This window comes from Clostridium sp. 7_2_43FAA, from assembly GCF_000158375.2.
Classification (GTDB): Bacteria; Bacillota; Clostridia; order Clostridiales; family Clostridiaceae; genus Clostridium; species Clostridium tertium.
Genome location: NZ_JH815222.1, coordinates 2,119,561 through 2,145,195, shown reverse-complemented (window position 1 = coordinate 2,145,195; position 25,635 = coordinate 2,119,561). Strand labels below are relative to the sequence as shown.

General features: G+C 27.2%; 24 protein-coding genes. 21 read left to right on the top strand and 3 right to left on the bottom strand.

Features of this window, described 5'->3' with window-relative positions; genetic code table 11:
• Positions 1 to 96: 96 nt before the first annotated feature.
• The 7 genes from CSBG_RS11750 (at position 97) to CSBG_RS11720 (ending at position 6,615) form a co-directional block, all read left to right on the top strand.
• The gene (locus CSBG_RS11750; RefSeq protein WP_008679755.1) at positions 97 to 732 is read left to right on the top strand and encodes a hypothetical protein; all 636 of its coding nucleotides are present in this window, start codon (positions 97 to 99) and stop codon (positions 730 to 732) included.
• 11 nt (positions 733 to 743) lie between these two features.
• On the top strand, positions 744 to 1,295 hold the full coding sequence (locus CSBG_RS11745) for a hemerythrin domain-containing protein (RefSeq protein ID WP_008679753.1): 552 nt from the start codon (positions 744 to 746) through the stop codon (positions 1,293 to 1,295).
• Between the two features lie 64 nt (positions 1,296 to 1,359).
• Complete coding sequence (locus tag CSBG_RS11740; protein ID WP_008679751.1) at positions 1,360 to 1,542, top strand: DUF1858 domain-containing protein; 183 nt, start codon at positions 1,360 to 1,362, stop codon at positions 1,540 to 1,542.
• 249 nt (positions 1,543 to 1,791) lie between these two features.
• Positions 1,792 to 2,553 carry a hypothetical protein gene (locus tag CSBG_RS11735; RefSeq protein ID WP_008679749.1) on the top strand — a complete coding sequence of 254 codons (762 nt, stop codon included), beginning with the start codon at positions 1,792 to 1,794 and terminating at the stop codon, positions 2,551 to 2,553.
• Positions 2,554 to 2,772: 219 nt separating this feature from the next.
• Positions 2,773 to 3,360, top strand: coding sequence for a DUF4489 domain-containing protein (locus CSBG_RS11730; RefSeq protein WP_008679747.1), 588 nt, complete (start codon positions 2,773 to 2,775; stop codon positions 3,358 to 3,360).
• A gap of 331 nt (positions 3,361 to 3,691) precedes the next feature.
• Positions 3,692 to 4,831, top strand: a complete 1,140-nt coding sequence (locus tag CSBG_RS11725) for an aminotransferase class V-fold PLP-dependent enzyme (protein WP_008679744.1) — start codon at positions 3,692 to 3,694, stop codon at positions 4,829 to 4,831.
• A 56-nt stretch (positions 4,832 to 4,887) separates the two neighbouring features.
• On the top strand, positions 4,888 to 6,615 hold the full coding sequence (locus CSBG_RS11720; protein ID WP_008679741.1) for an NAD(P)/FAD-dependent oxidoreductase: 1,728 nt from the start codon (positions 4,888 to 4,890) through the stop codon (positions 6,613 to 6,615).
• Positions 6,616 to 6,875: 260 nt separating this feature from the next.
• On the opposite strand, the gene CSBG_RS11715 is transcribed toward CSBG_RS11720, so the two are convergent.
• Complete coding sequence (locus tag CSBG_RS11715; protein WP_008679739.1) at positions 6,876 to 7,637, bottom strand: hypothetical protein; 762 nt, start codon at positions 7,635 to 7,637, stop codon at positions 6,876 to 6,878.
• Positions 7,638 to 7,933: 296 nt separating this feature from the next.
• Here CSBG_RS11715 and CSBG_RS11710 point away from each other — a divergent pair, with 296 nt between their 5' ends.
• The 6 genes from CSBG_RS11710 (at position 7,934) to CSBG_RS11685 (ending at position 15,459) form a co-directional block, all read left to right on the top strand.
• On the top strand, positions 7,934 to 9,733 hold the full coding sequence (locus CSBG_RS11710) for a hypothetical protein (RefSeq protein WP_008679738.1): 1,800 nt from the start codon (positions 7,934 to 7,936) through the stop codon (positions 9,731 to 9,733).
• A gap of 97 nt (positions 9,734 to 9,830) precedes the next feature.
• Entirely contained in the window at positions 9,831 to 10,100 is a 270-nt protein-coding gene (locus CSBG_RS11705) for a DUF3343 domain-containing protein (protein ID WP_008679736.1), read from the top strand.
• Positions 10,101 to 10,160: 60 nt separating this feature from the next.
• Positions 10,161 to 11,654, top strand: coding sequence for a YncE family protein (locus CSBG_RS18770; RefSeq protein ID WP_008679734.1), 1,494 nt, complete (start codon positions 10,161 to 10,163; stop codon positions 11,652 to 11,654).
• Complete coding sequence (locus CSBG_RS11695; protein WP_008679733.1) at positions 11,647 to 12,837, top strand: hypothetical protein; 1,191 nt, start codon at positions 11,647 to 11,649, stop codon at positions 12,835 to 12,837. Before CSBG_RS18770 ends, CSBG_RS11695 begins: the two co-directional genes overlap by 8 nt.
• Positions 12,838 to 12,910: 73 nt before the next feature.
• A complete protein-coding gene (locus CSBG_RS11690; RefSeq protein ID WP_008679732.1) occupies positions 12,911 to 14,590 on the top strand; it encodes a 2-oxoacid:acceptor oxidoreductase subunit alpha in 1,680 nt (559 codons plus the stop codon).
• Positions 14,590 to 15,459, top strand: a complete 870-nt coding sequence (locus CSBG_RS11685) for a 2-oxoacid:ferredoxin oxidoreductase subunit beta (RefSeq protein ID WP_008679730.1) — start codon at positions 14,590 to 14,592, stop codon at positions 15,457 to 15,459. Before CSBG_RS11690 ends, CSBG_RS11685 begins: the two co-directional genes overlap by 1 nt.
• Positions 15,460 to 15,542: 83 nt before the next feature.
• Here the strand turns inward: CSBG_RS11685 and mnmH are convergent, their stop codons facing one another.
• Positions 15,543 to 16,640 carry a tRNA 2-selenouridine(34) synthase MnmH gene (gene mnmH, locus CSBG_RS11680; protein WP_035285901.1) on the bottom strand — a complete coding sequence of 366 codons (1,098 nt, stop codon included), beginning with the start codon at positions 16,638 to 16,640 and terminating at the stop codon, positions 15,543 to 15,545.
• 266 nt (positions 16,641 to 16,906) lie between these two features.
• Here mnmH and CSBG_RS11675 point away from each other — a divergent pair, with 266 nt between their 5' ends.
• From CSBG_RS11675 to pepT, 3 genes are all read left to right on the top strand, one after another.
• Positions 16,907 to 17,227: a rhodanese-like domain-containing protein gene (locus CSBG_RS11675; protein WP_008679726.1), complete on the top strand. Its 321-nt coding sequence runs from the start codon at positions 16,907 to 16,909 to the stop codon at positions 17,225 to 17,227.
• Positions 17,228 to 17,369: 142 nt separating this feature from the next.
• Positions 17,370 to 19,070, top strand: a complete 1,701-nt coding sequence (locus CSBG_RS11670; RefSeq protein WP_008679724.1) for an FAD-dependent oxidoreductase — start codon at positions 17,370 to 17,372, stop codon at positions 19,068 to 19,070.
• A gap of 251 nt (positions 19,071 to 19,321) precedes the next feature.
• Positions 19,322 to 20,554 carry a peptidase T gene (gene pepT, locus CSBG_RS11665; protein ID WP_271816514.1) on the top strand — a complete coding sequence of 411 codons (1,233 nt, stop codon included), beginning with the start codon at positions 19,322 to 19,324 and terminating at the stop codon, positions 20,552 to 20,554.
• A 147-nt stretch (positions 20,555 to 20,701) separates the two neighbouring features.
• Here pepT and CSBG_RS11660 read toward each other — a convergent pair whose 3' ends face one another.
• Positions 20,702 to 22,168, bottom strand: a complete 1,467-nt coding sequence (locus tag CSBG_RS11660) for an SPFH domain-containing protein (protein ID WP_008679720.1) — start codon at positions 22,166 to 22,168, stop codon at positions 20,702 to 20,704.
• Between the two features lie 873 nt (positions 22,169 to 23,041).
• On the opposite strand from CSBG_RS11660, the gene CSBG_RS11655 reads away from it, so the two are divergent.
• From CSBG_RS11655 to CSBG_RS11635, 5 genes are all read left to right on the top strand, one after another.
• Positions 23,042 to 23,230: a hypothetical protein gene (locus CSBG_RS11655; protein WP_008679719.1), complete on the top strand. Its 189-nt coding sequence runs from the start codon at positions 23,042 to 23,044 to the stop codon at positions 23,228 to 23,230.
• A gap of 43 nt (positions 23,231 to 23,273) precedes the next feature.
• Entirely contained in the window at positions 23,274 to 23,798 is a 525-nt protein-coding gene (locus tag CSBG_RS11650) for a GNAT family protein (protein WP_008679718.1), read from the top strand.
• Positions 23,799 to 23,842: 44 nt separating this feature from the next.
• Positions 23,843 to 24,631 (top strand): hypothetical protein, encoded by a 789-nt coding sequence (locus CSBG_RS11645; RefSeq protein ID WP_008679715.1) that lies wholly within the window; start codon positions 23,843 to 23,845, stop codon positions 24,629 to 24,631.
• Between the two features lie 39 nt (positions 24,632 to 24,670).
• On the top strand, positions 24,671 to 25,267 hold the full coding sequence (gene lepB, locus CSBG_RS11640; RefSeq protein WP_008679713.1) for a signal peptidase I: 597 nt from the start codon (positions 24,671 to 24,673) through the stop codon (positions 25,265 to 25,267).
• Between the two features lie 140 nt (positions 25,268 to 25,407).
• A partial coding sequence (locus tag CSBG_RS11635) for a helix-turn-helix domain-containing protein (RefSeq protein ID WP_008678879.1) occupies positions 25,408 to 25,635 on the top strand: 228 nt, incomplete at its 3' end.

Below are 25,635 nucleotides of genomic sequence, written 5' to 3'. Positions count from 1 at the left end.
AAAATAAATAAAGGAGTAACAAATGTTACCGAAAATGATGTAACCCTATGCTACACTATCATTATAAGATTAATGATAGATATTGGAGGAAAAAAGATGAGCTTATATTTAGGAAAAATTCACTATTGGTTATTTAATAAAATAGTTTGGTTTGAAGGACTTGAAGAAGAAATAATTACTTTAGCAAAAAATGAAGGATTAAATATAGAAAATTTATCAAAAGAAATAAATAATAAATATGGAGAAAAATTACCTAATCTTCCTCTTGAAGAAATGATTGATACATCAAATATTCATGGATGGTTACAAGACAAGATTCATTCTGCTGAAGGAAGACTTGCAACATGGACAGGAAAGCTATTAGAAAAAGAAAATGTATCTTCTAAATTAGAGTCGTTATATATGAATCAAGGTATAAAGGCTGCAAAGGAAGCAAAAGAAGAAGGAAAATCTGTAAGCAACGCTGTTGAAATATTTAATGCAGTAAATGACTATATATTAGATGGAATGCCTTGTGATAGAGTAAATGAAGTAATTTCACAAGATGAAAATAAAGTTGTTTGGAAGAGAAGGCTTTGTGTTCATAAAGATATATGGGATGCTGCATACGGAGATGTAAATTATTTTTATACTTTAAGAAATCTATGGATAACATCTTTTGTTAACGAAGTAAAGAAAGATTTTAAATATAATGTATATGAAAATGATGAATTTTCAATAGAAAGAGTATAGGGGATGAGAAAATGAATGCAATAGAATTAATGATGGATGAGCATAAAAATATAAAAGAAATGCTAAAGGTAGTTAGAAAAGCTTGTTTTTCTGTCTTAGAAGGGGAAGAAGTTAATTATGAAGATTTTTATAAGATGATACATTTTATAAGAAACTATGCAGATTCTCATCATCATAAAAAAGAAGAAATAATGTTATTTAATAGAATGGTTGATGAAATTGGTGAAACAGCTGAAAAAGTAGTTAAATATGGAATGTTAGTAGAGCATGATCTTGGCAGACTATATGTAACGAATTTAAATGAAGCATTAGAAGCTTTAAAGAATGGAAATGCTGAAGCTAAATTAGACGTAATAGCTAATGCGGTTTCTTATACAAACCTTCTAGAAAGACATATTCACAAAGAAGATAATGTAATTTATAAATTTGCACAAAGAGAATTAAAAAAGGAAACTATGTATGTAATTAATGAAGAATGTGTAAGCTTTGAAGAGAAAAATAATAATGTTAAAGATGAAAATCTAGAAATACTTAAAAACTTAAAGGAAAAATATTGCATTTAGTAGTTAATATAAATTAAAATTAATATGATGTTAAATTAAAAAATATTAAGGATAGGTGATATATATGATAACTAAAGACATGACTATTGGAGAAGTTATAAAGGTAAAGGAAAATGCACCACAAATTTTAATGGACTTTGGAATGGGATGTGTAGGTTGCCCATCATCACAAGCAGAAACAATAGAAGATGCAGCAATGGTACATGGATTAGAGTTAGAAGCATTACTTGAAGCTCTAAATAGATAAAAGACTAAAATATTTATAATAAAATGAATTAGTATGAATATACATTGAATTTATTTAAGCAAGGACTTTATAAGTCTTTATACTTAAGTAAATTCAGTGTTTTTTTTTATTTTATACACAATTTTGGGTAAAAAAAAGTTACATTATACGACTTTTTAATAGCACCACTTTTATATTTCAACATAACATGTATTATAAATAAATATTAAATTAATTTAGAGTATCGTAGTTTTAAGGAAAGGAGAATTTATGTCCATTAACTTCAAAAAATTTGTGCCACGTCCAGGTCTTGTTAATAAGCAAGGACGTTTACCAGATCCATCGGAGTTAGTTTGCATAGAAGTACCTAAGGTATTTGATCAATGCTTAATAAAAAGATGTCTTGTATATGAAGAAGGTCCAGATACAAATACGACAGATAGTGAATTAAGAAGTGATCCATTAATTGAGCCTAAGAGATATATTTCTAGTAGGGACTTCAATGTAACATTAACTTCAGTAGATAAAATACCAGTTAAGGGAAACCCTAATTTTAAAAAAATAATTCTTAATTACGTTATCTCTTTCTATTCTGATTATATTGATAACAATGGTGTAAATAGAAGTGAATTCTATGAAATCCATAGAACGGATATAATTGGTAAATTCTATTGTCCTGATTCAATAGCTCAAATTTCAGCAAGTACGGAACCAGAACAATGTGAGGGTGAAGATAGTAATATTATAAAACTTGAAATGGTAGCAGAGGCACTAGATGGTCAAATAGTTGAAGATGAAGAAGACAACGAAGTTCTAGATATAACTTTAGGTTACTATATAGTTGTAAAGTGTGAGCTTATTGTACAATTATTAATACCTGCTTATGATTACTGTCCAGTTCCAAGAGAAGCATGTGAAGAAGAACCTGAGGAAGATCCATGTGAAAGATTTGATAGAGCACCAGTTCCTAAATTTTATCCAGACCAAAATTTAGAGCCGTTATTCCCAGAAAGTGATGAAGCTGAGAGATAAGTAGTTAGCAAAATTTAGTTTACTACAAAAACAGTTTTACAAACGATAGTTACAAATATTACCAATGAATAAATATTAATAATACTTTAATAGTAGTATTATATTAATTCAGTACAATATTTGTGATAAAAATAATATTAAAACTAAAAACTAACGAATACTAAATTAATAAAAGAAGATATTTTATAAAAGATAGATATGAAAGGGAGGATTCAATTTATGAATTCAATGTCTAGAAGATACCAAGAGCAATATAGAAGAGATTGTGAAAAAGATTATAGAAAAGATTATGAAAGAGAAGAAGAAAAGTGCCCTACTATTATAAAATGTGGATGTCCTTCTTCTACTCCATTACCAGTTGTGGCTGCAGCAGCAACTACTACTATAACACTTGCATCACTTACTGTAGATACTTCTTGCATTTGTGATCCAGTTATTAAACTAGATTTTTCAAGTGCCTTTACTGCATTAGCTGCTGTTACTATAGGCGGATTAAGCCTTCAAGTATTTAGGCAATGTAGAAATCAAATAACTCCAGTTCCAATAGGACCTTCACATCCTGTACTTGGAGCATTAACAGCTATAGTTCTTCCAGCAGCAGTTTACACATCATTTACTGTTTGTGATGAAGATACTTGTACTAATAACGACTGTTGCACTTATACAGTAGTTGCAACAATTGCAGGTCCTCTAGCAGCTACAGTTGGAGCAACATTTAATAGCTCAACTTTAACTGCAACAGTAACTTGTAGATCAAATGCATGCGCTAGAAAATGTGAAAGAAAGTGCGATGAAAAACATTACTAGTAATCTTATAAAAAAATAAGTTAAGTAGTATAGTTTTATATAAGAAATATAAGCTAAAAGTATAAATTAATATAAGTCCCGGATGTGAATTTTCCATTCCGGGATTTATTTTGTTTAATTAATACTTAATCATGTTCTATTGATTTTAACATCTTTATTAGATTAACTATATTTATAGTGGTAAGCACGAAAGTTTCTAAATTTTAATATAATAAATAGTAAGGATTTTATAACTATATTGGTTATCTAAATAGATATTATTGATGAAAGAGATATCTATAATTAAGCTTTAAAATATATAAAATTAATAAACATTTATAAGGAGGGTAAAATGATTTATTTAGATAATGCAGCTACATCTTTTCCAAAGCCGTCTAAAGTTTATGAAGAAGTATTAAATTGTATGAAAAATTATTGTGCAAATCCTGGAAGAGGTTCTCATGATATGGCAATTAAATCAGCAATGAAAGTTATGGAGACCAGAAATTTAATCTGTGAACTATTCAATATAAAAAATCCGTTTAATTTGGTTTTTACAAGTAATGCAACAGAAGCATTAAATATAGCTATTAAGGGAGTTTTGAAAAATGGAGATCATGTTATTAGTACAGTTATAGAACATAATTCTGTTCTAAGACCTCTTAATTCAATGGAAAAGCAGGGAGTAGAAATAACTTTAGTAGGAATAGATAAAGCTGGCTATGTAAATCCTTTAGATATTAAAAATGAAATTAAAAAAAATACTAAAATAATAATTATTAATCATATTTCTAATGTATTAGGAAATATTCAAGATATTACTGCTATAGGAAAGATAGCAAGAGAAAAAGAAATTATATTTATGGTTGATGCATCTCAAAGTGCTGGAGTTATATCAATTGATGTTGAAAGTTCATATATAGATTTATTGGCATTTCCTGGACATAAGGGATTGCTTGGCCCTCAAGGGACAGGTGGATTATTTATAAGAGAAGGAATAAACTTAAGTAATTTCAATGAAGGGGGAACAGGTAGTAACTCACATTTTATGATTCAACCAGATTTTATGCCAGATAAATTTGAAAGTGGAACTTTAAATACTCCAGGTATTGCAGGATTATGTGAAGGATTAAAATTTATAAAAAGAGTTGGTATAGATAGTATCAAAAAAGTAGAAGATGAATTAATGAAATATTTTATAGATGAAATAAGAAAACTTTCTTATATAAAGATATATGGGAATAATTCTTTGAATGAAAGAAGTGCTGTAGTTTCATTTAATATTGATGGAGTTGATGCATCTATTGTTGGTGAAGAATTAAATGAATATGGAATTGCTGTTAGAACAGGTTACCATTGTACTCCATTAATACATGATATTATAGGAACTGAATATGCAGGTACAGTTAGAGTAAGTCCTGGGTGTTTTAATGTTCTTCAAGATATAGATGAGTTATTAGAATCTATTAGAAAAATATATAATTCACGATAGAAAATCTCCAATACATATATGATTATATATGTAATAAACATTAGGATGTGAAAGTTATGGAATCTTGGAATAACTCAAAGTATGTTTATCAAGTAGATAATCCTAGTGATGACGAAAGATATAATATGCTTGAATATATACTAAAGGATCAAAAAAGAGTAGATGATATAAATAATATAGTTGAATTAATGAGCCCACCTACAGATATAACTAATATATGTAAAAGTGGTTATGCAAAAGATATAAAAGTAGCAATAATTGGTGCAGGAGAAGCAGGTTTAGCTGCAGCAGTTGAATTAAGGAAGATAGGATGTGATATTACATTATTCGAAGCAAGCCAGAGAATAGGAGGAAAAGTTTACACTTATTATTTTGATAGAAAAAATAATAAGTATGGTGAGCTTGGAGAAATTAGCATACCAGTATCACATTATACCACATGGCATTATATTAATCTTTTCAATCTTGAGACTAGACCTTTTGTAAATAATAATAATAATTCTTTACTTTATATTAGAGGGGCAAAGGCATTAAATGATCAAAAGGGAAAACAAGTAGTAAAGAATATACATCCAAAGTTTGATTTATCAAATAGTGATAAAAAGAAATTAAAAGAACAAGTAGATAAAAAATTTTATAAAAAGTATTTAGAATCTCTTACACTCGAAGAAAGAAGAGAATTATTAGAGATCAAAGATAAATATTCAGAAAAAATAGAGCAAATAGATAAATTAAGTTATAGAAAAGCATATGAAAATGCTGGATTTAGCGAAGAGGCAATATCAATGCTGGGATATCTTGATGGAAGTAAGCAATTTTTTCAAATTGGTCTTATGGAAATACTACAAAGATATTATACAGTAGATTCAGAATTTAATTATTATATTAAGGATGGAATGATAAATTTACCTCTTTCATTATATGGAGCTTTATTCGATGAAAATGAGAAAATATTTAATGGCATCGATAAAGAAAAATTAGGAAATGTAAAAGCAAAAATGGGGACACCAGTTGAAGGAATATATAGTTCAGAAACAGAAGATAGAATTACTATTAAGTATGCAGAAGGAGAAATGAAGAAAGAAGTCCTGGAGAAATTTGATTATGTAATATGCACAATACCTTTTCAAAGTTTAAGAAGAATGGATATAGAGCCTAACTTTAATTCAAGAAAAATACGTGCAATAAATGAAATGAATTATGAGACATCAGGGAAAATATATCTTTATCTTAAAGAAAGATTTTGGGAAATGGGAGGCAAATCAAAAGGAATAGTAGGGGGAAAAACCTTTACTGATATTCCACTAGTATCTATTTATTATCCTTCAGATCATTCAGAAGCTTTAAATGATAAGATAGGTAGTTATATATTAAAACCAGGTGCAAGTCCCAAGGAGTCAGGAGTATTGCTAGTAAGTTATAGTTGGTGTAATGAAGCAATGTTACTTGGAAATGAAAATGCAGAATTACAAATTCGTGATGCTATAAGATATATAGAAAAGATTCATAATCTTCCACTGCAATATATTGATGATAATTTAATTGATTATAAGTCATTAATTTGGTCTGATGTTCAATATATATGGGGGGCAGGGGCATTATCAAAACCAGAAGATAAGATATTATTTTCTTATGGAGCAAAAATGCCAGAAATGAATAATAGAGTGTTTTTTGCAGGAGAGCATATATCTCAAAAACATGGAACTCAACAAGGTTCTCTTCAAAGTGGTATGATTGCAGCTAATGAAGTTGCAGAAAGAATAATGATAAATAATAAAATTTAACTTTAATATAGAAATTAGTATTTATCATAAAAAAATAATGACCTGCACAAAAGTTGTAGGTCATTATTTATATTATAAAAAATCCAATTTAAATTTATTTATTAAGTACTTTCATTAAAGTATATAAATATTTTAAAAGGTGATGATAGATAAATTCAATTAAATATATAGGAACACTTAAACTGTCATCACCATTTATAACTACTAAATTTAGTAGAAATACTAAACACTTTTAGTTATAGCTAAGAAAATAAATTTTATTAATCAACATCATCGTCGTCATCATCATAACAGTCAGGGAATAAAGGTTCTAAGTTTTGATCTGGATAGAACTTAGGAATTGGAGCCTTATCAAAGATTTCGCATGGATCTTCATCTGGTTCATCCTCACAAATAACTTTAGGAACAGGACAATAATCATATGCAGGAATTAATAGTTGTACAAGAAGTTCACATTTTACTACAATGTAGTATCCTAAAGTGATATCTAAAACTTCATCCCCATTTTTATCTTTAAGTATTTCACCGTGTAGTGCTTCTGCAACCATTTCAAGTCTTATGATGTTAGAATCTTCTTCTAGGTCAGTACTAGCTGAAATTTGAGAAATTGAATCAGGACAATAGAATTTTCCAATTACATCAGTTCTATTAATCTCATAAAATTCACTCTTAGTTTTACCATCACAATCAAGATAATCAGCATAGAAAGAAATCATGTAATTAAGCACTACTTTTTTAAATCCGCGTTTACCTTTAATTGGTATCTTTTCTACTGAAAGAAGTGTTATATTGAAGTCTCTACTAGAAATATATCTCTTAGGATCGACTAGTGGATCGCTTCTTAATTCACAATCAGTTGTATTTGTGTCTGGACCTCCACAATATACTAGGCATCTTTTAATTAAACATTGATCAAACACCTTAGGTACTTCAATACAAACTAACTCTGCAGGATCAGGTAGACGTCCTTGCTTATTTACTAGACCTGGACGTGGTACGAATTTTTTGAAGTTAATGGACATATAATATCCTCCTTTTAAAATAATAAAAAACAAAAATTTATTTACTCACATTACATGATATGTAGGAAGATAAAAGAGGTGATATTAAAAAATATATATAAAATAAATTTTTTACTCCATAAAATTGCATAATATTTGCTTATTTTAAATATAATTTTATAAATGGTTTATTTAAAAGAGAAAATAAACGAAATGAGTAGCTATATCTTATAATTAATGGTTTTTGACTATTAATATATAGGAAAATAATAGGCTAAATAACTTTATAATAGAATTCTATAAAGGGGAGAGTGAATATGAGTGATGTATGCCCATGGATATATTTAGATTATAAAGAAAACTTATGGAAATTTTCATTAAATAATAATAAAGAATTGAGCTACAGAATTATGTATAAAGAAGGGAAGTGGACTAAGGAAATTGTAATTGATACAAAAGTACTTGGATTTTCTACTTATATTGATGAAAATGAAGGAATACATTTGTTATACAGTAATTCTAAATATGAACTAAGATATTGTACAATGAAGAATAAATTATGGGTAGGGAAAACTATTTATCAATTAGATAATAAAGATTTTGAGATAGAAAACTTGAAAGTTGAAATTATAGGATCTAATATGCATATTTTCTATTTGTTAGTTGGTAATGATGGAAGTGATCATGGAGTATTAATGCATTGTACTTTGAATGGACGAGAAACCACTATTAATAGATTAGCAGATATTATTTTAATTTCTAATTTAAAGGAATATTATTCTGTAAATGTAAATTATAAAGGAGATATTTATGTATTTTTCCTTTCAGATGAAGGGGATGAGATATCTTTAAATTATTGTAACTTTGAAAATCAGAGGTGGCTACAATCAAAAAGACTTTATGGAATTCAAGGTGAGGATATAGAATTTGAAGTTGCTATTGATAGGCAGGATATTCATATATTAAATAAATCTAGAGAAGGTTTAATACATTCTTTGGATCATGTTTTTATAGATTCTATAGGAAATGTAAAGCACTTTAAAATATATGAAAATAAAAATAATTTATTAGAAACTATTTTATTTATTGAAAGTAATAAATTATGTTCTTGTTGGTTGGAAAATGATAAGATTATTTATTCAATTTTCAATAAGGATAAATGGGAATTTCCTGTTTACTTTGATAGAGGAAATAATGATAAGTTAGAAAAATATAATGCCTTTATTTGTACAGGTAATGATAGTTATATTAAAGAAAAAAAGGTTTATGGAACTGATAACTTAGATATGAAGATATATGATCCAAGTGAATTTTTAATTACTATGAAAGATTCATTAAAATATGATAGAAGTAAATATGAAGAAAATTCTTATTCCGAAAATGAATTAGTTGAAAGCTTAAAGGTGGAATTATCTAGAGAAAAAGTAGAAAATAATAACTTAGTAAATAGAATATCACATTTAAATTTGAGGTTACAAAAAAATCAAAAGTTTATGGATGAATATGAGCAACAAATCACTAGAACAATAGAGCAGAAAAGGAAGGCGGAAGAAAACTGTAATGTATTTTTAGAACTACAAAAAAAGATTCAAAAGGACCTTGAGGATACTAATGGTCAATTATTAGAAATTAAAAAATCAAAAGAAGAACTTGAGGATAGAGTGAAAGATTATTGGGATGAAATTATATCACTTAAAAATCAATTAGATATATCAAGTGATAAGGTTTGTAAATTATCATTTGAGTTAGATGAAGCAAATAAAAAGAATAAAGAAGAAAAAGAGTCTAAGATAATAGTAGAAAATAATATGAAAGAAATTCTAAAGGAAAATGCCTCACTTATGATAGAAATAACATTATTAAATGAAGAAAATAAAAAATTAGTCTCTGAATTAGTGGATAAAAATAAACAGCTAATAGAAGAAAAAGAATATAAGCTGCAAGTAGAAAATCAATCAAAATATCTGCAAGAAGAAAATCTATTAATAAAAGAAGAAGTTAGGTTAATAGCTGAGGAAAATAATAAATTAAAAGCAGAATTAGATTTAGAGAGAAATCAGTCAGTTATGGAAAGGTTATTAAGAAGAAAAACTAGTAATAGTCAAAATAATTTTTAATATATTGTGTAAATTAATGGAAAGAAACTTGCAGTATTTTAGAAAATACAATAGAGGGGAAAATTGCTTAAGAGTTAGGAATTTAGAGGAGAATATTATGAAATCAGAAGACTATGATTATGTAATGGCATTTACATCTCATTATAGAGCTGTATATATGTATGATAGATTAACTCAAAAGAAAATAAAAGTGAAATTAGTTACGGCACCAAATAAGATTAATATTAGCTGTACACAAGCATTAAAGTTTAAAGAAAAAGATAAAGAAGAAATACAAAAAGAATTGGCTAAAAATAATATATATCCAACTGCAGTATTTAAGATAATAAAAGAAGGTAAAAAAGAAACTTATGAGCTAATTGAATAAAGATAAATTAACTTTATATAACTATAGTATTAAGTAATTAAAAGGGGGGAATGAGAATCCGTGGCGAATGTAAGAAAAAAAACTATCTATTATATATCTAACTTAAGTACTGGCAAGGTATCTATAATTGATGGAGATAGTTATAGTGTTATAAAAGAGGTTGAAGTTGGTCCTAGACCGCAAGATATCGTTGTTGATGAAAAAAATAATGTTTATATTGCAACAGATAGAAATAGTAAGGTTACACTTATTGACCACTTGCATAACACTAATAAAACTTGGTATATGCCTAATAATGGTAATATAAAAGTGGATTCCATTTCTCAAAAAATTTATGTTTGTAATACAGAAGAGGTATGTATTTATAATCTAGGTAATGGAGATATACTTGGAAGAATAACAGGATTTATTGCTGCAGATAGCATGGAACTTAATAAGAGTAGAAAAAGATTATTTGTACTTGATATTTTTCAAAATGAAATAAAAGCTTATGATACTACAGATTTTAATTTAATTAAGGTTTACAAAGAAGTTGGAAATACTCCAAATTTTATGTTTATGGGGGACAGTGAACGATATTTATATATTTCCAATAAAGGATCAAATAGAGGGACTTATACTGGAAATGTATCTATATTAGATCTTGAAACGGGAAGTGTTTCATATATAGATTTTCAAGAAGGATCAAGTATTACGGATTTAGATGGAAGTGAAAATTTTTTATATGCAGCAAATAATGGATTACATAGAATTGAAGTTATAGATACAATAAATAAAAAATATATAGCAAGTATTAGTACTACTTTGCCATATTTACAGAGAATTAGATTATCTCCTGATAAAAAAGTACTCTTGGTAACAAGTAAAGATAATGAAGGAAAAGGAGTACTTGATAGAATAGATGTTTCTAATAATGTTATTTTAGATACTTTTACTTTGGATGATAAGAATATAGTCCCATATGATATAGGAATTATTATAGAAAATAAAGAAATAGAAGAAAAATATTATATTTCTACCAGTGCAAATGATAAGTGGAAGCAAGAAAAGGGAAACACTATATTAGCAAAAAAAGTTTTATCGACTTATAAAGAAAAGATGAATTTTCCACAAGTGTCAGTGGAAATATCATTGAAAGAAGATGATATTTTAAGTATAGAAGAAGTAATTTTTGAAAATTGCAGTGTTATAGAAGAAAGTAAAAGAAGAAAAATTTTTGAGAATAGAGATAAATATTTAATACTAGAATATAACTTTGATATTCCATACTATATAAAATGCAAAAACCAAAATGAAGAAAAATATATAATTGAAGGAAGACTTAAAGGAAAACAAAAAGCTAGATTATATATTTCAGATTATAAGGAAGGTAATGGAGTAGAATATGTAGTAAAATCGCTAACTAAGCTAATAAGTTCTCCAATAAATAAAGGTAATGTTATTAAGCTTGATGTTATCTCTATAATTTCAACCCATGCAATTATAGAGGATCTTGTATTTATACCATTTTGTAAGCAGTGTATGGAACTTAAGGAGGATATTATGTATGAATGACAAAAAATACGATTATTTTTTAGTAAGAAATAAAATGAAAAATTTACTAAGATTTTCATACGATCATAGACTAGGGATATATTATGAAGTGCTTATAAATGGAAAATGGCAAAAAAAAGAAGTTATTTATAAAGAGAGTTTTGAAAATTTTTATGTTATTGAAGATTTTAATAAAAATATAAATTTATTGTGCCAAGATGTTAGTGGAGATATTATATTATGTATATTGGATGGATATGAGTGGAAGTATAAAACTCTCTTTTATATGAAATATAATGAAATAATGCCTGTAGAAGCAAAAATTTTTTGTTCTAAAAATAACATACATCTTTTATATAATCTAATAAATGAAAGTAATACTATAGAAATGATAATCCATCAGTCTTATAAGGAATTAAGTGACTGGTTGCCATTGGATGTTCTTATCAATATAGACTGTTATTCAAGTCTGTCTTATTCTATTTCTCAAAGTTATAACTCTTGCGTAATTCTAATAAATTCTATGGTATACGGTATATATAAATTGAGTTCAAGAGCATTCAATATATCTAAAAATCTTTGGGAAAAGGAAATGGTTATATATATATCTAGAATGCCTTACAAAGATTTTTCTTTTTGTGTAGTAGAAAATAGAAGTCATTATCTTATTGTTACTGAGGAAAGTAATCTTAATGTACTAGTTTATCAATATAGAGATATATTAACTGATAAACAAATAGAACTACAAAAAAACTTAATATTATTTGAAGATGAAGAAGTTGATTCATGTGTAATGCTAACTTTAGATAATGTATTATGGGCATTATGGATAAGTGATAAAAAGTTGTACGGATGTTTTTCTAGAAACAATGGACAAGACTTTAGTGATCCAATAGTATATAAAATTTTTGATAATATAATACCTACAAAAGCGCATTATAAAGAGTTTATAGAGGAAGAAAAAATATATATAGATAATGAAATATATATTATTAATAATAATATGGAAGTAGACTTATTTTTACATGAACTTTTAGTAGCTCAGGTAGCTTTAGATATAGATAGCAATAAGCAACATATGAAATTTAAAGATATAGTTTATGAAAATATAAATATAAATCATAAGGACATAGAAGATAGAAGTAGTGAGAAAAAGTTATCAATAAAAAATGGGTTTTTGACAATAAATAGTAGGGAATTGTAACAATATTTATACTTAATGAATAAAGTACTAAATTGAATAACTTAATATAGAAAATAAAAAAGGAGGGAATTAAGTGGAATATAATATTTTAATTGGTGGAAGTGCTGGACAAGGTCTTGATACATTAAGTGACTTTCTAGAAAGGTCAATAAAGAAATTTGGATTCTATGTTTTTTCAAATAAAGATTATATGTCAAGAGTTAGGGGAGGCCATAACTTTATACAAATAAGATTTGGAGAAAATAAAATATATTCACATAAAAATGAATTAGATTTAATACTTGCTTTAGATGAAAATACAATTTCATATCACAAAGATAGATTAAAGGATGACGGGATTATAATATCAGATAAAAGTATAAAGAATGAATATAAAAAAATTATAAAATTACCTCTTATAGAAACTGCTAAAGGATTAAGCTTATCAAAGGCATTTACATCAGTAGCAGCAGGAGTAATATTAAAATATTTTTCAATAGACTTAGAAAATATAGATAAATATTTTAGTAGTAAGCTTTCAGAAGATATAAGGAATAAGAATATACAAGCAGTTAAATTGGGATATGATTTAATTGAATCAAAGCATAAAATGCAAGGAAATGATTTAAGTGATCATATATTAATAAATGGTAATAATGCTATTGCATTAGGAGCTATTGCAGGAGGGTTAGATTTTTATTCTGCATATCCAATGACACCAGCAACTAGTATAATGACTTATTTAGCTAAAAAGCAAGTAGAAACAGGAATGGTTGTAGATCAAGCAGAAGATGAAATAGCTGCTATAAATTTTGCTATTGGAGCATCATATGCAGGAGCAAGAGCTATGACAGGAAGTTCTGGTGGTGGAGTTTCATTAATGGTGGAATCATTTGGGCTTGCAGGTATAACAGAAACACCAATAGTTATAGTAGATTCACAAAGGCCAGGACCAGCAACAGGACTTCCAACAAGAACAGAACAAAGTGATTTAAGCTTTTTATTAACAGCATCTCAAGGTGAATTTTCAAGAATATTAATAAGCGTTAGAAATGCTGAAGATGCATTTTACAAAACTGTTAAGGCATTAAATTTAGCTGATAAATATCAAACTGTTGTAATCTTATTAACAGATCAATATTTAGCGGATTCAAATATAACAATTCCGAAATATAATTTAAATAATATTGAAATAGAAAGATATATTTCAAATGGAGAAGAACTAAAAGAAGATGAGGAATATAAGAGATATAAGGTAACTCAAAGTGGAATATCTCCTAGAATGATTCCAGGTAATTCTAAGAATCAAGTAGTTTTAGTAGATAGTGATGAACATACTGAGGAATCACATATAACAGAAGAAGCAGAGGTTAGAAATGCTCAAATGGAAAAAAGAATGAAAAAATTAGAGCTTATTAAAAAAGATATAGAAGAGCCAGAATTTATAGGCAAAGAAGATTTAGAAATTCTATTATTAGGATTTGGATCAACTTATGGAGCATTAAAAGATGCAGTTGAAGAATTAAATAATCAAGGTGAAAAAGTTGGTGCTTTAAGTTTTGGAGATATATATCCATTACCAGAAGAAAGTTTAAGAAAGTATGCAAAGCAAGCTAAAAAAATAATAAATGTTGAGCAAAACTTTACAGGGCAATTAGGTAAGCTAATAACTCAAGAAACAGGAATATTAATGACTTATAGCATACTAAAATATGATGGAAGACAAATATGTGGAAATGATATAGTAGCTAGGTTAAGAAAGGAGGAGTTTTAATGTTAGATTTAAATTTGTATAAGAGTAATGATGAAATTGCTTGGTGTCCAGGATGCGGAAACTTTGGTATATTAGCATCTTTGAAAGAAACTTTAGCAGAACTTGAATTAAAACCAGAAGATGTAGTTATAGTATCAGGAATTGGGCAAGCAGCTAAAACTCCTCATTATTTAAAAGTAAATGGGTTTAATGGACTTCATGGTAGGGCATTACCACCAGCACAAGCTATAAAAATGGTAAATAAGAATCTTAAAGTTATTATAAATAGTGGTGATGGGGACTCATATGGGGAAGGTGGAAATCATTTTATTCATAATATAAGAAGAAATGTAGATATGGTACATCTTGTTCACGATAATCAAATTTATGGATTAACAAAGGGACAGGGTTCACCAACAACTGCAAAAGGTCATATTACTTCTATGCAATTTGAAGGAGTATATTTAGAACCAATAAATCCATTAGCGTTAGCTATTAGTGCTGGAGCAACATTTGTAGCTAGAAGCTTTTCAGCAGATAAGGAACATTTAAAATCAACGATTAAAGCAGCAATGAATCATAAAGGATATGCATTAGTAGATATAATGCAGCCATGTGTTGTATTTAATAAAGTAAATACCTTTAAATGGTATAAAGATAGAATATATAAATTAGATGATAGCTATGACCCAACTAATAAAATGGAAGCACTTAAAAAAGTAGAGGAATTTGGGGATGAGGGAATTCCAATAGGTATAATATACAAAGATGATAGTAAAGAAAGCTATCATGAAGTACATCCAGTATTAAAAAATGGAGTTAATTTAATAGATAGAAAATGGGCTGTTGAAGATACAGAAAAGCTTATAGATGAATTTTTATATAATTAAAAGATAAGAGTTATAAATTAATTTTAAAAATAGGCTGTCGTAGAAAAAGATTTAATTATTCGACAGCCTATTTTTTATGTAAATTATTTTAAGGTTTTAAAAAAATCTGTGACTTCCTTAGAGCTTCCTCGAAAAATAATTTTATCTTCTATTTTTTCTAAAGAGTATTTATAAAGAGGATCATAGTACTCTTTAAGGAATACTTCTATCCAGCCTTTATGGAAATCAACACTATTAGTAGATAATTGATTTTTATAGGCTAAATTAAGCTCATCTAAAACTACTTTGAATCTATCTCCACCAAGCTTTTTCTTAACTCTATCCATGCTTGAAAATATGTAATTAAACCATTCACTTAATCCCAGCTCTTCTCCAAATTTATTAATATACTCTATTTGAGAATCTATAACATATTCTTTTAATGTATTTTCTACACGCTCTTCTAGGGAAGATTCTAAAAACACTACGTTTCCACTGTGAAAATAGTTAAAAAAGTCTTGAGGAATAAAATTCTTTCCGATGTTTTTGCCTTCATCTTCAAAAATAATATGTTTAAATCCCTTTTCTTTACACTTAATCAAAGAATAAGCTAAATTATTTTCAAAGTTAATTTGTGTAGGTTGAGGATTGGCATGGGCACCAAATGATGATCCTCTATGATTAGCTATTCCTTCTAAGTCTATTGAATTTTCTATTTTTTTCAAAACTATAGTCTTTCCAGAACCTGTGAAGCCTGTTAAAACAATAGGATTATAATTTTGATTTTCTATAGATAATGAACTAATAAGATAATTACGAAAGGCTTTATATCCACCTTCTAGTCTGTAAATCTCTCTGCCTAAAGCATCTGTAATCCATTCTTGAGCAATCCTTGAACGTGATCCACCTCTAAAGCAATATAACATAGTAGAGGGATTAGACTTTATAAATTCAATCCAAGAGTTTAATCTATCCTCTTTTACTTTACCTGATACTAATTTATATCCAAGCTTTGTAGCTTCTTCATTTCCTTTTTCTTTATAACAAATTCCTATAATGTGCCTTTCTTCATTATTTAAAATTGGTAAGTTGAAAGAATTTAAAAATGCTCCTTTTTCATATTCTATAGGTGCTCGTACATCTATAAGTGGTATATTTTCTAATACTATTTTTTTAAAGTCATTTATTACTGGGTAGTTCATATTAATCACAATTCTTTCCTTCTATTTTTGATATTTATTAATTATTACTATTTTTTGTACGCTTTATTCAATATTATAAAATTTTATGTGTATAAGTTGCAATAAAGATTTTAAATTTAATAAATATTGTTTAAAGTGAAAATAATAAATAGTATGATTAATTTACAAATTAAGTTGTGTGACATAGTCACATAAAAAATACTTTTTATATTGTAGAATAGTCACATAATTAAAAAGTTAATTTTATTGGTAGGAGTGAATGTAGAATGTTTGGTTTATTTAATAAAAATTCAGGAAAAGTTATAAATGTAAATGATATTGATAATTTAATTGGTAAGATAGATTTAATTGATATAAGAGAACCATACGAATATAAAACTGGAAGCATAAAAAGTGCAAAAAATATTCCAATGGGGGATCTTCTAAATGATCCAGAGAAATATTTAAATAAGGACAAAGAATATCATATAGTATGCCAATCAGGAGGAAGAAGTTCAACTGCATGTAATAAGCTAAGAGGCCTTGGATTTGATGTAGTTAATGTTGCTGGTGGAGTTGGGTCATATGTTGGAAGCAAAAGAAAATAGCAAATGCTAACATATAATGAAAAAATGAAAGAGTGTAAAAATGAAAAAATTATGGATAAAACTCCTATAGGAGTTTTTGAAGTTACAATATTAATTGTTAATTATCAATTTGGCTGAGTAGTAGCTAGCAGGAGGGTTCTGTATGAAGAAAAAAATATTAATAGTTGGTGGAGTAGCTGGAGGAGCTTCAGCTGCAGCAAGATTAAGAAGATTAAGTGAAGAAGATGAAATAATAATGTTTGAAAAAGGTCCTCATGTATCATTTTCAAATTGTGCATTACCATATCACTTAAGTGGAATTATTGATGAAGCAGATAAGCTTGTGTTAATGAGTCCTGAAAAGTTTAAAGCTCAATATAATATAGAAGCTAGAGTAAATAGTGAAGTAATATCAATAGATAGAAAAAATAAAGAGCTTGAAATAAAAAATACTCAAACAGGCGAAATTTATAGAGAAAATTATGATAAATTAATTTTATCACCGGGAGCAAAGCCAATAGTACCTAATATTCCTGGTATTGAAAAAGTTAATATGTTTACTATAAGAAATGTTGTAGATATAGATAAATTAAATAAATTCGTTAAGGAATTAAATATAAAGGAAGTAGCAGTAATTGGTGGTGGATATATAGGAGTTGAAGCAGCTGAAAATTTAAAAGAAGCTGGATATGAAGTTTCTTTAATAGAAGCTATGGATCAAATATTAAAGCCGTTTGATTATGATATGGTTCAAATACTACATAAGGAAATCTATGATAATGGTGTTAATTTAGTTGTTGGAGATAAGGTTTCAAGCTTTGAAAAAGATAAAGTAGTATTATCATCAGGTAAAAAGGTTAATGCAAAGGCTGTGGTAATGGCAATAGGTGTTTCACCAGAGGTATCATTAGCAAAAGAATCAGGCATAGAACTTGGTGAAACAGGAGCTATTAAGGTTGATAAAAATTATAAAACTAATGACGATGATATTTATGCAGTAGGAGATGCAATTGAAGTATATAATTCATTAACACATTCCATGACAAAATTATCTCTTGCAGGTCCAGCTCTAAAGGAAGCTAGATCAGTAGCAGATCACATAAATGGTAAAAGAGGAATAAATAATGGTTATATTGGATCTTCAGCAATAAAGGTATTTGATTATAATGCTGCTGCAACAGGGTTAAATGAATCATTAATTAAAGTTTTAAATATGAATATAAAGTATGATATTGTAAGACTTATAACTAATGACAAAGTCGGGATAATGCCTGACGCATCACCAGTTCATTTTAAACTTATATATGAAGTTCCTACAGGTAAGGTATTAGGAGCACAAGCAATAGGAAAAGGTGATGTTGCTAAGAGAGTTGATATAGTAGCAACTATTATAAAACTTGGTGGAACTATTGAGGACTTAAAAGACTTAGAATTATGTTATGCACCACCATATAGTACAGCAAAGGATGTTGTTAACTATGCTGGCTATATAGCATCAAATTTATTAAATGGAGATTTTAGGCAGGTTAATGTTGATAAGGTAAGAAAGCTAGTTGAAAGTGGAGCTTATATAATAGATGTAAGAGAAATTAGAGAGTATGAAAATGGGCATATAAAAGGTGCTAAGAATATTCCACTTAGTCAACTTAGAGAAAGAATAAATGAAATACCAAAGGATATTCCAGTTTACTTACATTGTAGGACGGGTCAAAGAAGTTATAATGCAGCATTAGCATTACAAAATTTAGGTTATAGAAATGTTTATAATGTAACAGGAAGCTTCCTTGGACTATCATTTTATGAATATTTTAATGATAAGACAACTGAAAGAGAAAGTATAGTTACACAATATAATTTTAAATAGCTCAAAAGACTTCAGGAAGGTTTTCTTGAAGTCTTTTTCTATTAGTAGGTTTTAGTAGATAAAGGGATAAATCACATGTTTATTTTGTGTATTTAATATAAACTTATACATATAATATTTAAAAGTTGTATAAAGTTTTTATTTAAATGTGTTAAAATATAGAGTATGAGATAAAATATGTAAAAATTTTTATTGCAATTTGCTTTTATAATAGTATATTTTATTTAAATAAGTAAAAAAACAATATAAGAATGGAGAGTGAAGCTATGAAAAAAGTAGAAGAAAGATTTTTAGAATATGTAAAAATAAATACAAAATCAGATGAAACAACTAGAGTAACTCCAAGTACAAAGGGACAATTAAATTTAGCAGAAAAGTTATGTAATGAGTTAAAAGAAATAGGATTAAAGGATTCAAAGATAAGTGAGCATGGATATGTTTATGCAACACTAGAAAAAAATTGTAATAAAGATTTACCAGTTATAGGTTTTATAGCTCATATGGATACAGCTCCAGATTATAGTGGAGAAAATGTAAATCCTAAAATTATAGAAAACTATGATGGTGAAGACATTAAGCTAAACAATTCAGTAGTATTATCTCCTAAGTTTTCACCTGAATTAAAGGAATATGTAGGAAAAACATTAATTACTACAGATGGAACTACACTTTTAGGTGCCGATGATAAAGCGGGGATTGCAGAAATTATGACTGCAATGGAATACTTAGTAAATCATCCAGAAATTGAACATGGAACTATAAAAGTAGGCTTTACACCTGATGAGGAAATTGGAGAAGGTGCAGATCACTTTGATGTTGAAGAATTTGGTGCAGATTTTGCTTATACAATGGATGGTGGAAGAATTGGAGAACTTGAATATGAAAACTTCAATGCTGCAGGCGTAAAAGTTCAAATAAAAGGAGTTAATGTTCATCCAGGTTATGCTAAAAATAAGATGCTGAATTCAATTATGGTAGCTAATGAGTTTATAAATAGTCTTCCTTTAGATGAAGTTCCAGAAAAAACTGATAAATACGAAGGCTTTTCTCATCTTACAGATATAGAAGGAACTGTTGAAAATACATCATTAAATTATATTGTAAGAGATTTCTTTGAAGATTCTTTTGAAGCTAGAAAAGAAAAGTTTAAATCTATAGAAAAAGAACTAAATGTTAAATATGGAGAAGGAACTGTAGTTGTAAGTATAAAGGATCAATATAAAAATATGAAAGAAAAAATTGAGCCTGTTATGCATATAGTAAAAAATGCAAAAGAAGCAATGATAGAAGCTGATGTTGTTCCAAATGTTAGACCTATAAGAGGAGGAACTGATGGGGCAAGACTTTCATTTATGGGCTTACCAACTCCAAATATATTTGCAGGTGGCGAAAACTTCCATGGAAAGTATGAGTATGTTCCAATAGAATCAATGGAAAAAGCTGTAGAAGTTATAATTAACATAATAAAAAGATATAGCAAATAATTAATATTTAGAAGTTGAATTTTTAATTATTATTTAAATGTAAAAATAATAATTAAGTTTTTAATGATAAATTAATAGTATTAATTACTTTATAATAAAAATGAAAATTACTACAAGCTTTTAATTCTTGTAGTAATTTTTTATAAGTTACTCTATTATATCGGATATATTTTCTTCAGTATCTTTTGGATCAATATTTGAAGAATTAGATGTTTTAGTAGGTTTTTTATTAACAAAATTATTTAGTACATTAGCTAAATCTACTCCTGTTATATCTTTCAATACTTCAAAACCATTAGTAGTAACATCAGTTACAATTTTAGCAACTTTTGATGCTCCTTGAGATCCACCATTATCTATAACAGTTAATTTATCTATTTGTTGTAAAGGACTTGCAACTTCTTTCATTACATCTGGTAAGCTATTTACTACCATTTCAACTATTGCAGCTTCTCCGTATTTAGCCATTGCCTCAGCCAATCTGTCTTTTGCTTCAGCTTCTGCAATACCTTTAGCTTTAATGGCATCAGCTTCAGCTAAACCTTTAGCTCTTATAGCCTCTGCATCTGCTTGAGCTTGGATTTTTTTAGCATCAGCTTCGGCTATTGCTCTTACTCTTATAGCTTCAGCCTCAGCTTCAGCTTGTCTAATAGCTTGAATCTTATGTGCTTCTGCAGCAACTTCAACTTCATATTTTTTAGCATCAGCAGGCTTTTTCACTTCTGCAATTAATTTCTTTTCAACAACTAAAGCTTCTTTTTCAGCAAGTTCAGCTTGTTGTTCAGCTAAAATAGAGTTATTTTCAACTTCTTGCAATTTATAGGCTACGTCAGCATTTGCTTTTGCTTTATCTTGTTCAGCTCTAAATGCTTCAAGTTTAATTTTTTTATCTCTTTCACTTTGAGCAATTTCTGCTTCTGCTTCGAGTTTTGCTTTTTGTCCTTCTCTTGTTGCACTAGCAGTTTTAATTTCTGTATCTCTTTTTCTTTCAGCTTCAGCTATATCAGCTTCTGATTTAGCAGCAGCTATTTGAGGCTTAGCTCTATTTTCTAAGTATCCACCTTGAGTACTTATTTTTAAAATTGTATAAGATATTAGGACTAAACCCATTGATCCTAATTCATTTCTTATATCATCTTCAATTCTTTGTTCAAATGAAGCTCTATCTTCATTAATTTGTTCAACAGTTAATGTAGAAATAATACCTCTTAGTTTACCTTCTAATATTTGCTCAACTATAGTTTTTATTACATTTACTGTATTTTTCTCTCCACCACTACAAAATTGTTCTACTGCTTTTAATACGTTTTCGCTATCATTTTTAACTTTTACAACTGCAGTACCAACTATATTAACAAATATACCCTGTTTAGCAGGTGCTTCATTTACATCTGTTGTCATTGAGATATTTTCTAGTGAAATAGTTGAAGATGTTTCTAGTACGGGAATCATTAATCCCCCTCTTCCAAGTAAAACCCTTTTTCGAAGACCTGTAATTACCATTGCTTTATCAGCAGGTACTCTTCTCCAGAAAGATAGAAATACTATTAAAACTATAATTACAATAATTATTATTGGAAGTACGTTTAATAGCTTTTCAAGAAAAATATCCATTATTATTTCCCCCTTTTATAAATTTAAATTCATATTACACTCATATTTTATCATAAAAATTTAAAAATTATGAGATATTTAGAAAAATAAGGTTAAACTATTTATAGCATGAATACTTATTATGATATAATATGTATAAAATGTTGAAATTTATATAGTGAAATAAAAAAATATGAAATATTCTAATTGTAATAAAGACTATATATTTAAATTGAAGTGTTTTAATAATAACAATAAGGAGGAATTAAAAAGTTGGAACAGAAATTAAAAAAAGTTTGTTAATATTATTAATAGTTTTATTTGTTCCATTATCTTATCTTAAATTTTATACTGTATAATTATATTATAAGGAAAATTCAAGTGTTGAAATTATTAAAACAAAGAAGATAAATTTTATAAATAACTTTTATTGCTATGATAAAAAAGAAAATTTAAATTTATATAAAGATTCTAAAGATAATATTATATATGAAGATAAAAGATGAGGATTATTTGATACTACATATGCATATTTAATATTAATATGGTGGGGGGGATTATTTTCTATTTTAGTAATTGTTTTTATAAAAATAGAGAGTAAATTAATAACATAACTTTACATAATTAATGATTTTTTCAAATAATAAGTTAAAATTTAAATTGAATGAAAATAGAGAATTTTTCAGGAGTTTAATAATACTATAAAAAAGTCGGTTGAAGTGGGAATCGATGAAAATGAATGGATGAAAGATCAATAAAATTATTGGTATTGTTTATTAATAGTGTTCTAAAATATTTGATAACAAAAAATCTCTTAAGAAGTTTATAAAACGGTGGCAAAAAAATATATATTGAATATAAGTAGAAGAAAGTGCTATATTTTAGGAGAGAATTATGATAAATATTTTAGTGTTAATAGCATTAATTTTAGGATTTATATTAATTAAATGTGGAAGAAAGAGTATGAAGAAATTAATTACTTACGTAGGTTTAATAATAGTAATTGTTTCAGCTATTTGTATAATGCAGGAATTTTTCAGTGACCTTATCTGTGGTGTTACTGGCGTATTAGAAGGAATTTAAGTATCATTTATAATAAATTAAAACAAATTATATGAGGTAGAACATGAACATAGACTTACGATTATTAGATATATCAGATAAAGAAGAATATTGGAAGGTAGGATTTAAAAATCCAGATGAAGAAATGTTTTATTATACTGGAACAAAAAATCATCCTACAAAAGAAGAAATAGATGCATTTATTGAGAAATCAATTAGTAGTGAAGAAAGAAGGCATTTCTTAATATGTGATAATGATATAATCATCGGAGAGGTTGTACTTATGGATATAGATGATGAATATAAATCATGTAGTTTTAGAATAGCTATATTTAATAAAAATAACTTTAATAAAGGGATTGGATTAAAAGCTACTAATAAAGCTTTAGAGATTGCATTCACAAAATTGAATTTGCATAGAGTTGAATTGGAAGTTTTCGATTATAATCCTCGCGCAAGAGCTATGTATGAAAAAGCAGGGTTTAAGTTAGAAGGAACAAAAAGAGATTCTATTTATATAAATAATAAATTTTATCATGTACATATTATGAGCATATTAGAAGAGGAATTTAGAGATATTTATAATTAACATTTTTTAAGTTATAGATTATTAAATTTATAGAGGTGTGTAAATTGAAAAAGATTGATATGTTTTTATCAAAATTAAACAAGTTTATTGATTTAATTAAAGCTAAGTACATGATTATTTTTAAACAGAAAACTTATAAAGGTGAAAAATATAATATTAATTATGTTTTTGAGAGAAATAAAAGTTCTAAGGATTTATTAATAATATTCACAGCATGTACAAAAGTTGGTCAAAAGGCAAGATATAACTATGTTAAAACTGTAGGAAGTTTTAAGTGTAATAAACTTTTTATTTTAGATGATTTTGGATTTGACTTTAGAGGAGCATACTATTTAGGAAAAAATAAAGATTTTGCAATAGAAAAAGATGTGAATTCTTTGATAAATGAAATAACAAAAGAAGTGGAAGCAAAAAAAATGATTTTTATGGGATCTAGTAAAGGTGGATATTCAGCTTTATATTTCGGATTACCAAGAAAAGATAGTATAATTATTACGGGGGCACCACAGTATAGGCTAGGTAGTTATTTAAACTTACCAGGCCATAAGAAAATTCTCGAATATATAATGGGAGATACTAGCATAGAATCTATAGAAATTTTAGATAACTTAATGCGAAATATTATAGAATCTAATAAGAAAAATAATAATTCTATATATCTTCACTATTCAAATAATGAAGAAACTTATGAATCAGATATAAAGCCTTTAATTGAGGAAATAAATAGACATAATTTTAATAGGTATTATGATTTACATGACTATAAAAATCATGCAGATTTAACAAGGTATTTTCCGAATTTTGTTAAAGATACACTTAAAAAATATTTATAGATAGTATGAATTATAGGTTGTATTAAGGAGGATATTAACTTGAATAATAAAAATATTATAAAGGAAATAAGGGGGCTAATTTTAACTATATTAGGAAGTGTAATAATAGTGTCATTAATAAATACAGAGGTGTTAGCGAGTGCTAAGGTCCAGCAAGAATCAATGGAGAACACATTATATAATGATGAAAAACTTATAGTTGATAAAATTAGCTACAATTTTACAACACCTAAAAGAGGGGATATTATAATATTTTTTGATAATGAAGAAAAGGGTAATGTATTTGAAGAAAGTTATAAATATTTAAAAGAAATAGCTTCAATATCATATAATACTGACACTAGAACTAGACTAGTTAAAAGAGTAATAGGTGTTTCTGGAGATGAAATAGATATAAAGGATGGTTATGTGTATTTAAATGGTGATATGCTAGATGAAACTTATGTTAAAGGTAGTACATACATTAGAAATAGAGACTTTCCAATTAAGGTAGAAGAAAATACATTGTTTGTTCTTGGAGATAATAGAGAAAAAAGCAGAGATAGTAGGGAGTTTGGACTCATTAATATAAATCAAGTTGAAGGAAAAGCCATATTTAGGTTATCACCATTTAATAGATTTGGAGCTATAGAATAGAGTTAGGATATATATTAGATTTAAAAATATTTTTTAACTAAATAATTAATATCAGGAAGTGGATAGTATTATTATGATATGCTCCCATTATAGTAGACAGTTAAAATAATAAAACTGTTCTATAATGGGAGGATTTTTTTATGTCAAGAAAATCAAAAGTATCAACCGAGATAAAAGTCCAAGCTGTTGAAGATTATTTAAGAGGTATAAAAAGTTTATCTGAAATAAGTAATGAACTAAATATCTACAAAAGTGCTATTTCAGCTTGGGTCCGTAAATATAAAACCTTTGGGAAAGAAGGTTTATTAAACAAAGGATATAATACATCCTATTCTGCTCAACTTAAAACTCAAGCCGTTATTGATTAT

What these genes read in the sequence shown, in the direction of transcription:
- CSBG_RS11750 (WP_008679755.1), top strand. Translation starts at nt 97, where the DNA reads ATGAGCTTATATTTAGGAAAAATTCACTATTGGTTATTTAATAAAATA.
- CSBG_RS11745 (WP_008679753.1), top strand. Translation starts at nt 744, where the DNA reads ATGAATGCAATAGAATTAATGATGGATGAGCATAAAAATATAAAAGAA.
- CSBG_RS11740 (WP_008679751.1), top strand. Translation starts at nt 1,360, where the DNA reads ATGATAACTAAAGACATGACTATTGGAGAAGTTATAAAGGTAAAGGAA.
- CSBG_RS11735 (WP_008679749.1), top strand. Translation starts at nt 1,792, where the DNA reads ATGTCCATTAACTTCAAAAAATTTGTGCCACGTCCAGGTCTTGTTAAT.
- CSBG_RS11730 (WP_008679747.1), top strand. Translation starts at nt 2,773, where the DNA reads ATGAATTCAATGTCTAGAAGATACCAAGAGCAATATAGAAGAGATTGT.
- CSBG_RS11725 (WP_008679744.1), top strand. Translation starts at nt 3,692, where the DNA reads ATGATTTATTTAGATAATGCAGCTACATCTTTTCCAAAGCCGTCTAAA.
- CSBG_RS11720 (WP_008679741.1), top strand. Translation starts at nt 4,888, where the DNA reads ATGGAATCTTGGAATAACTCAAAGTATGTTTATCAAGTAGATAATCCT.
- CSBG_RS11715 (WP_008679739.1), bottom strand. Translation starts at nt 7,637, where the DNA reads ATGTCCATTAACTTCAAAAAATTCGTACCACGTCCAGGTCTAGTAAAT.
- CSBG_RS11710 (WP_008679738.1), top strand. Translation starts at nt 7,934, where the DNA reads ATGAGTGATGTATGCCCATGGATATATTTAGATTATAAAGAAAACTTA.
- CSBG_RS11705 (WP_008679736.1), top strand. Translation starts at nt 9,831, where the DNA reads ATGAAATCAGAAGACTATGATTATGTAATGGCATTTACATCTCATTAT.
- CSBG_RS11695 (WP_008679733.1), top strand. Translation starts at nt 11,647, where the DNA reads ATGAATGACAAAAAATACGATTATTTTTTAGTAAGAAATAAAATGAAA.
- CSBG_RS11685 (WP_008679730.1), top strand. Translation starts at nt 14,590, where the DNA reads ATGTTAGATTTAAATTTGTATAAGAGTAATGATGAAATTGCTTGGTGT.
- mnmH (WP_035285901.1), bottom strand. Translation starts at nt 16,640, where the DNA reads ATGAACTACCCAGTAATAAATGACTTTAAAAAAATAGTATTAGAAAAT.
- CSBG_RS11675 (WP_008679726.1), top strand. Translation starts at nt 16,907, where the DNA reads ATGTTTGGTTTATTTAATAAAAATTCAGGAAAAGTTATAAATGTAAAT.
- CSBG_RS11670 (WP_008679724.1), top strand. Translation starts at nt 17,370, where the DNA reads ATGAAGAAAAAAATATTAATAGTTGGTGGAGTAGCTGGAGGAGCTTCA.
- pepT (WP_271816514.1), top strand. Translation starts at nt 19,322, where the DNA reads ATGGAGAGTGAAGCTATGAAAAAAGTAGAAGAAAGATTTTTAGAATAT.
- CSBG_RS11660 (WP_008679720.1), bottom strand. Translation starts at nt 22,168, where the DNA reads ATGGATATTTTTCTTGAAAAGCTATTAAACGTACTTCCAATAATAATT.
- CSBG_RS11655 (WP_008679719.1), top strand. Translation starts at nt 23,042, where the DNA reads ATGATAAATATTTTAGTGTTAATAGCATTAATTTTAGGATTTATATTA.
- CSBG_RS11650 (WP_008679718.1), top strand. Translation starts at nt 23,274, where the DNA reads ATGAACATAGACTTACGATTATTAGATATATCAGATAAAGAAGAATAT.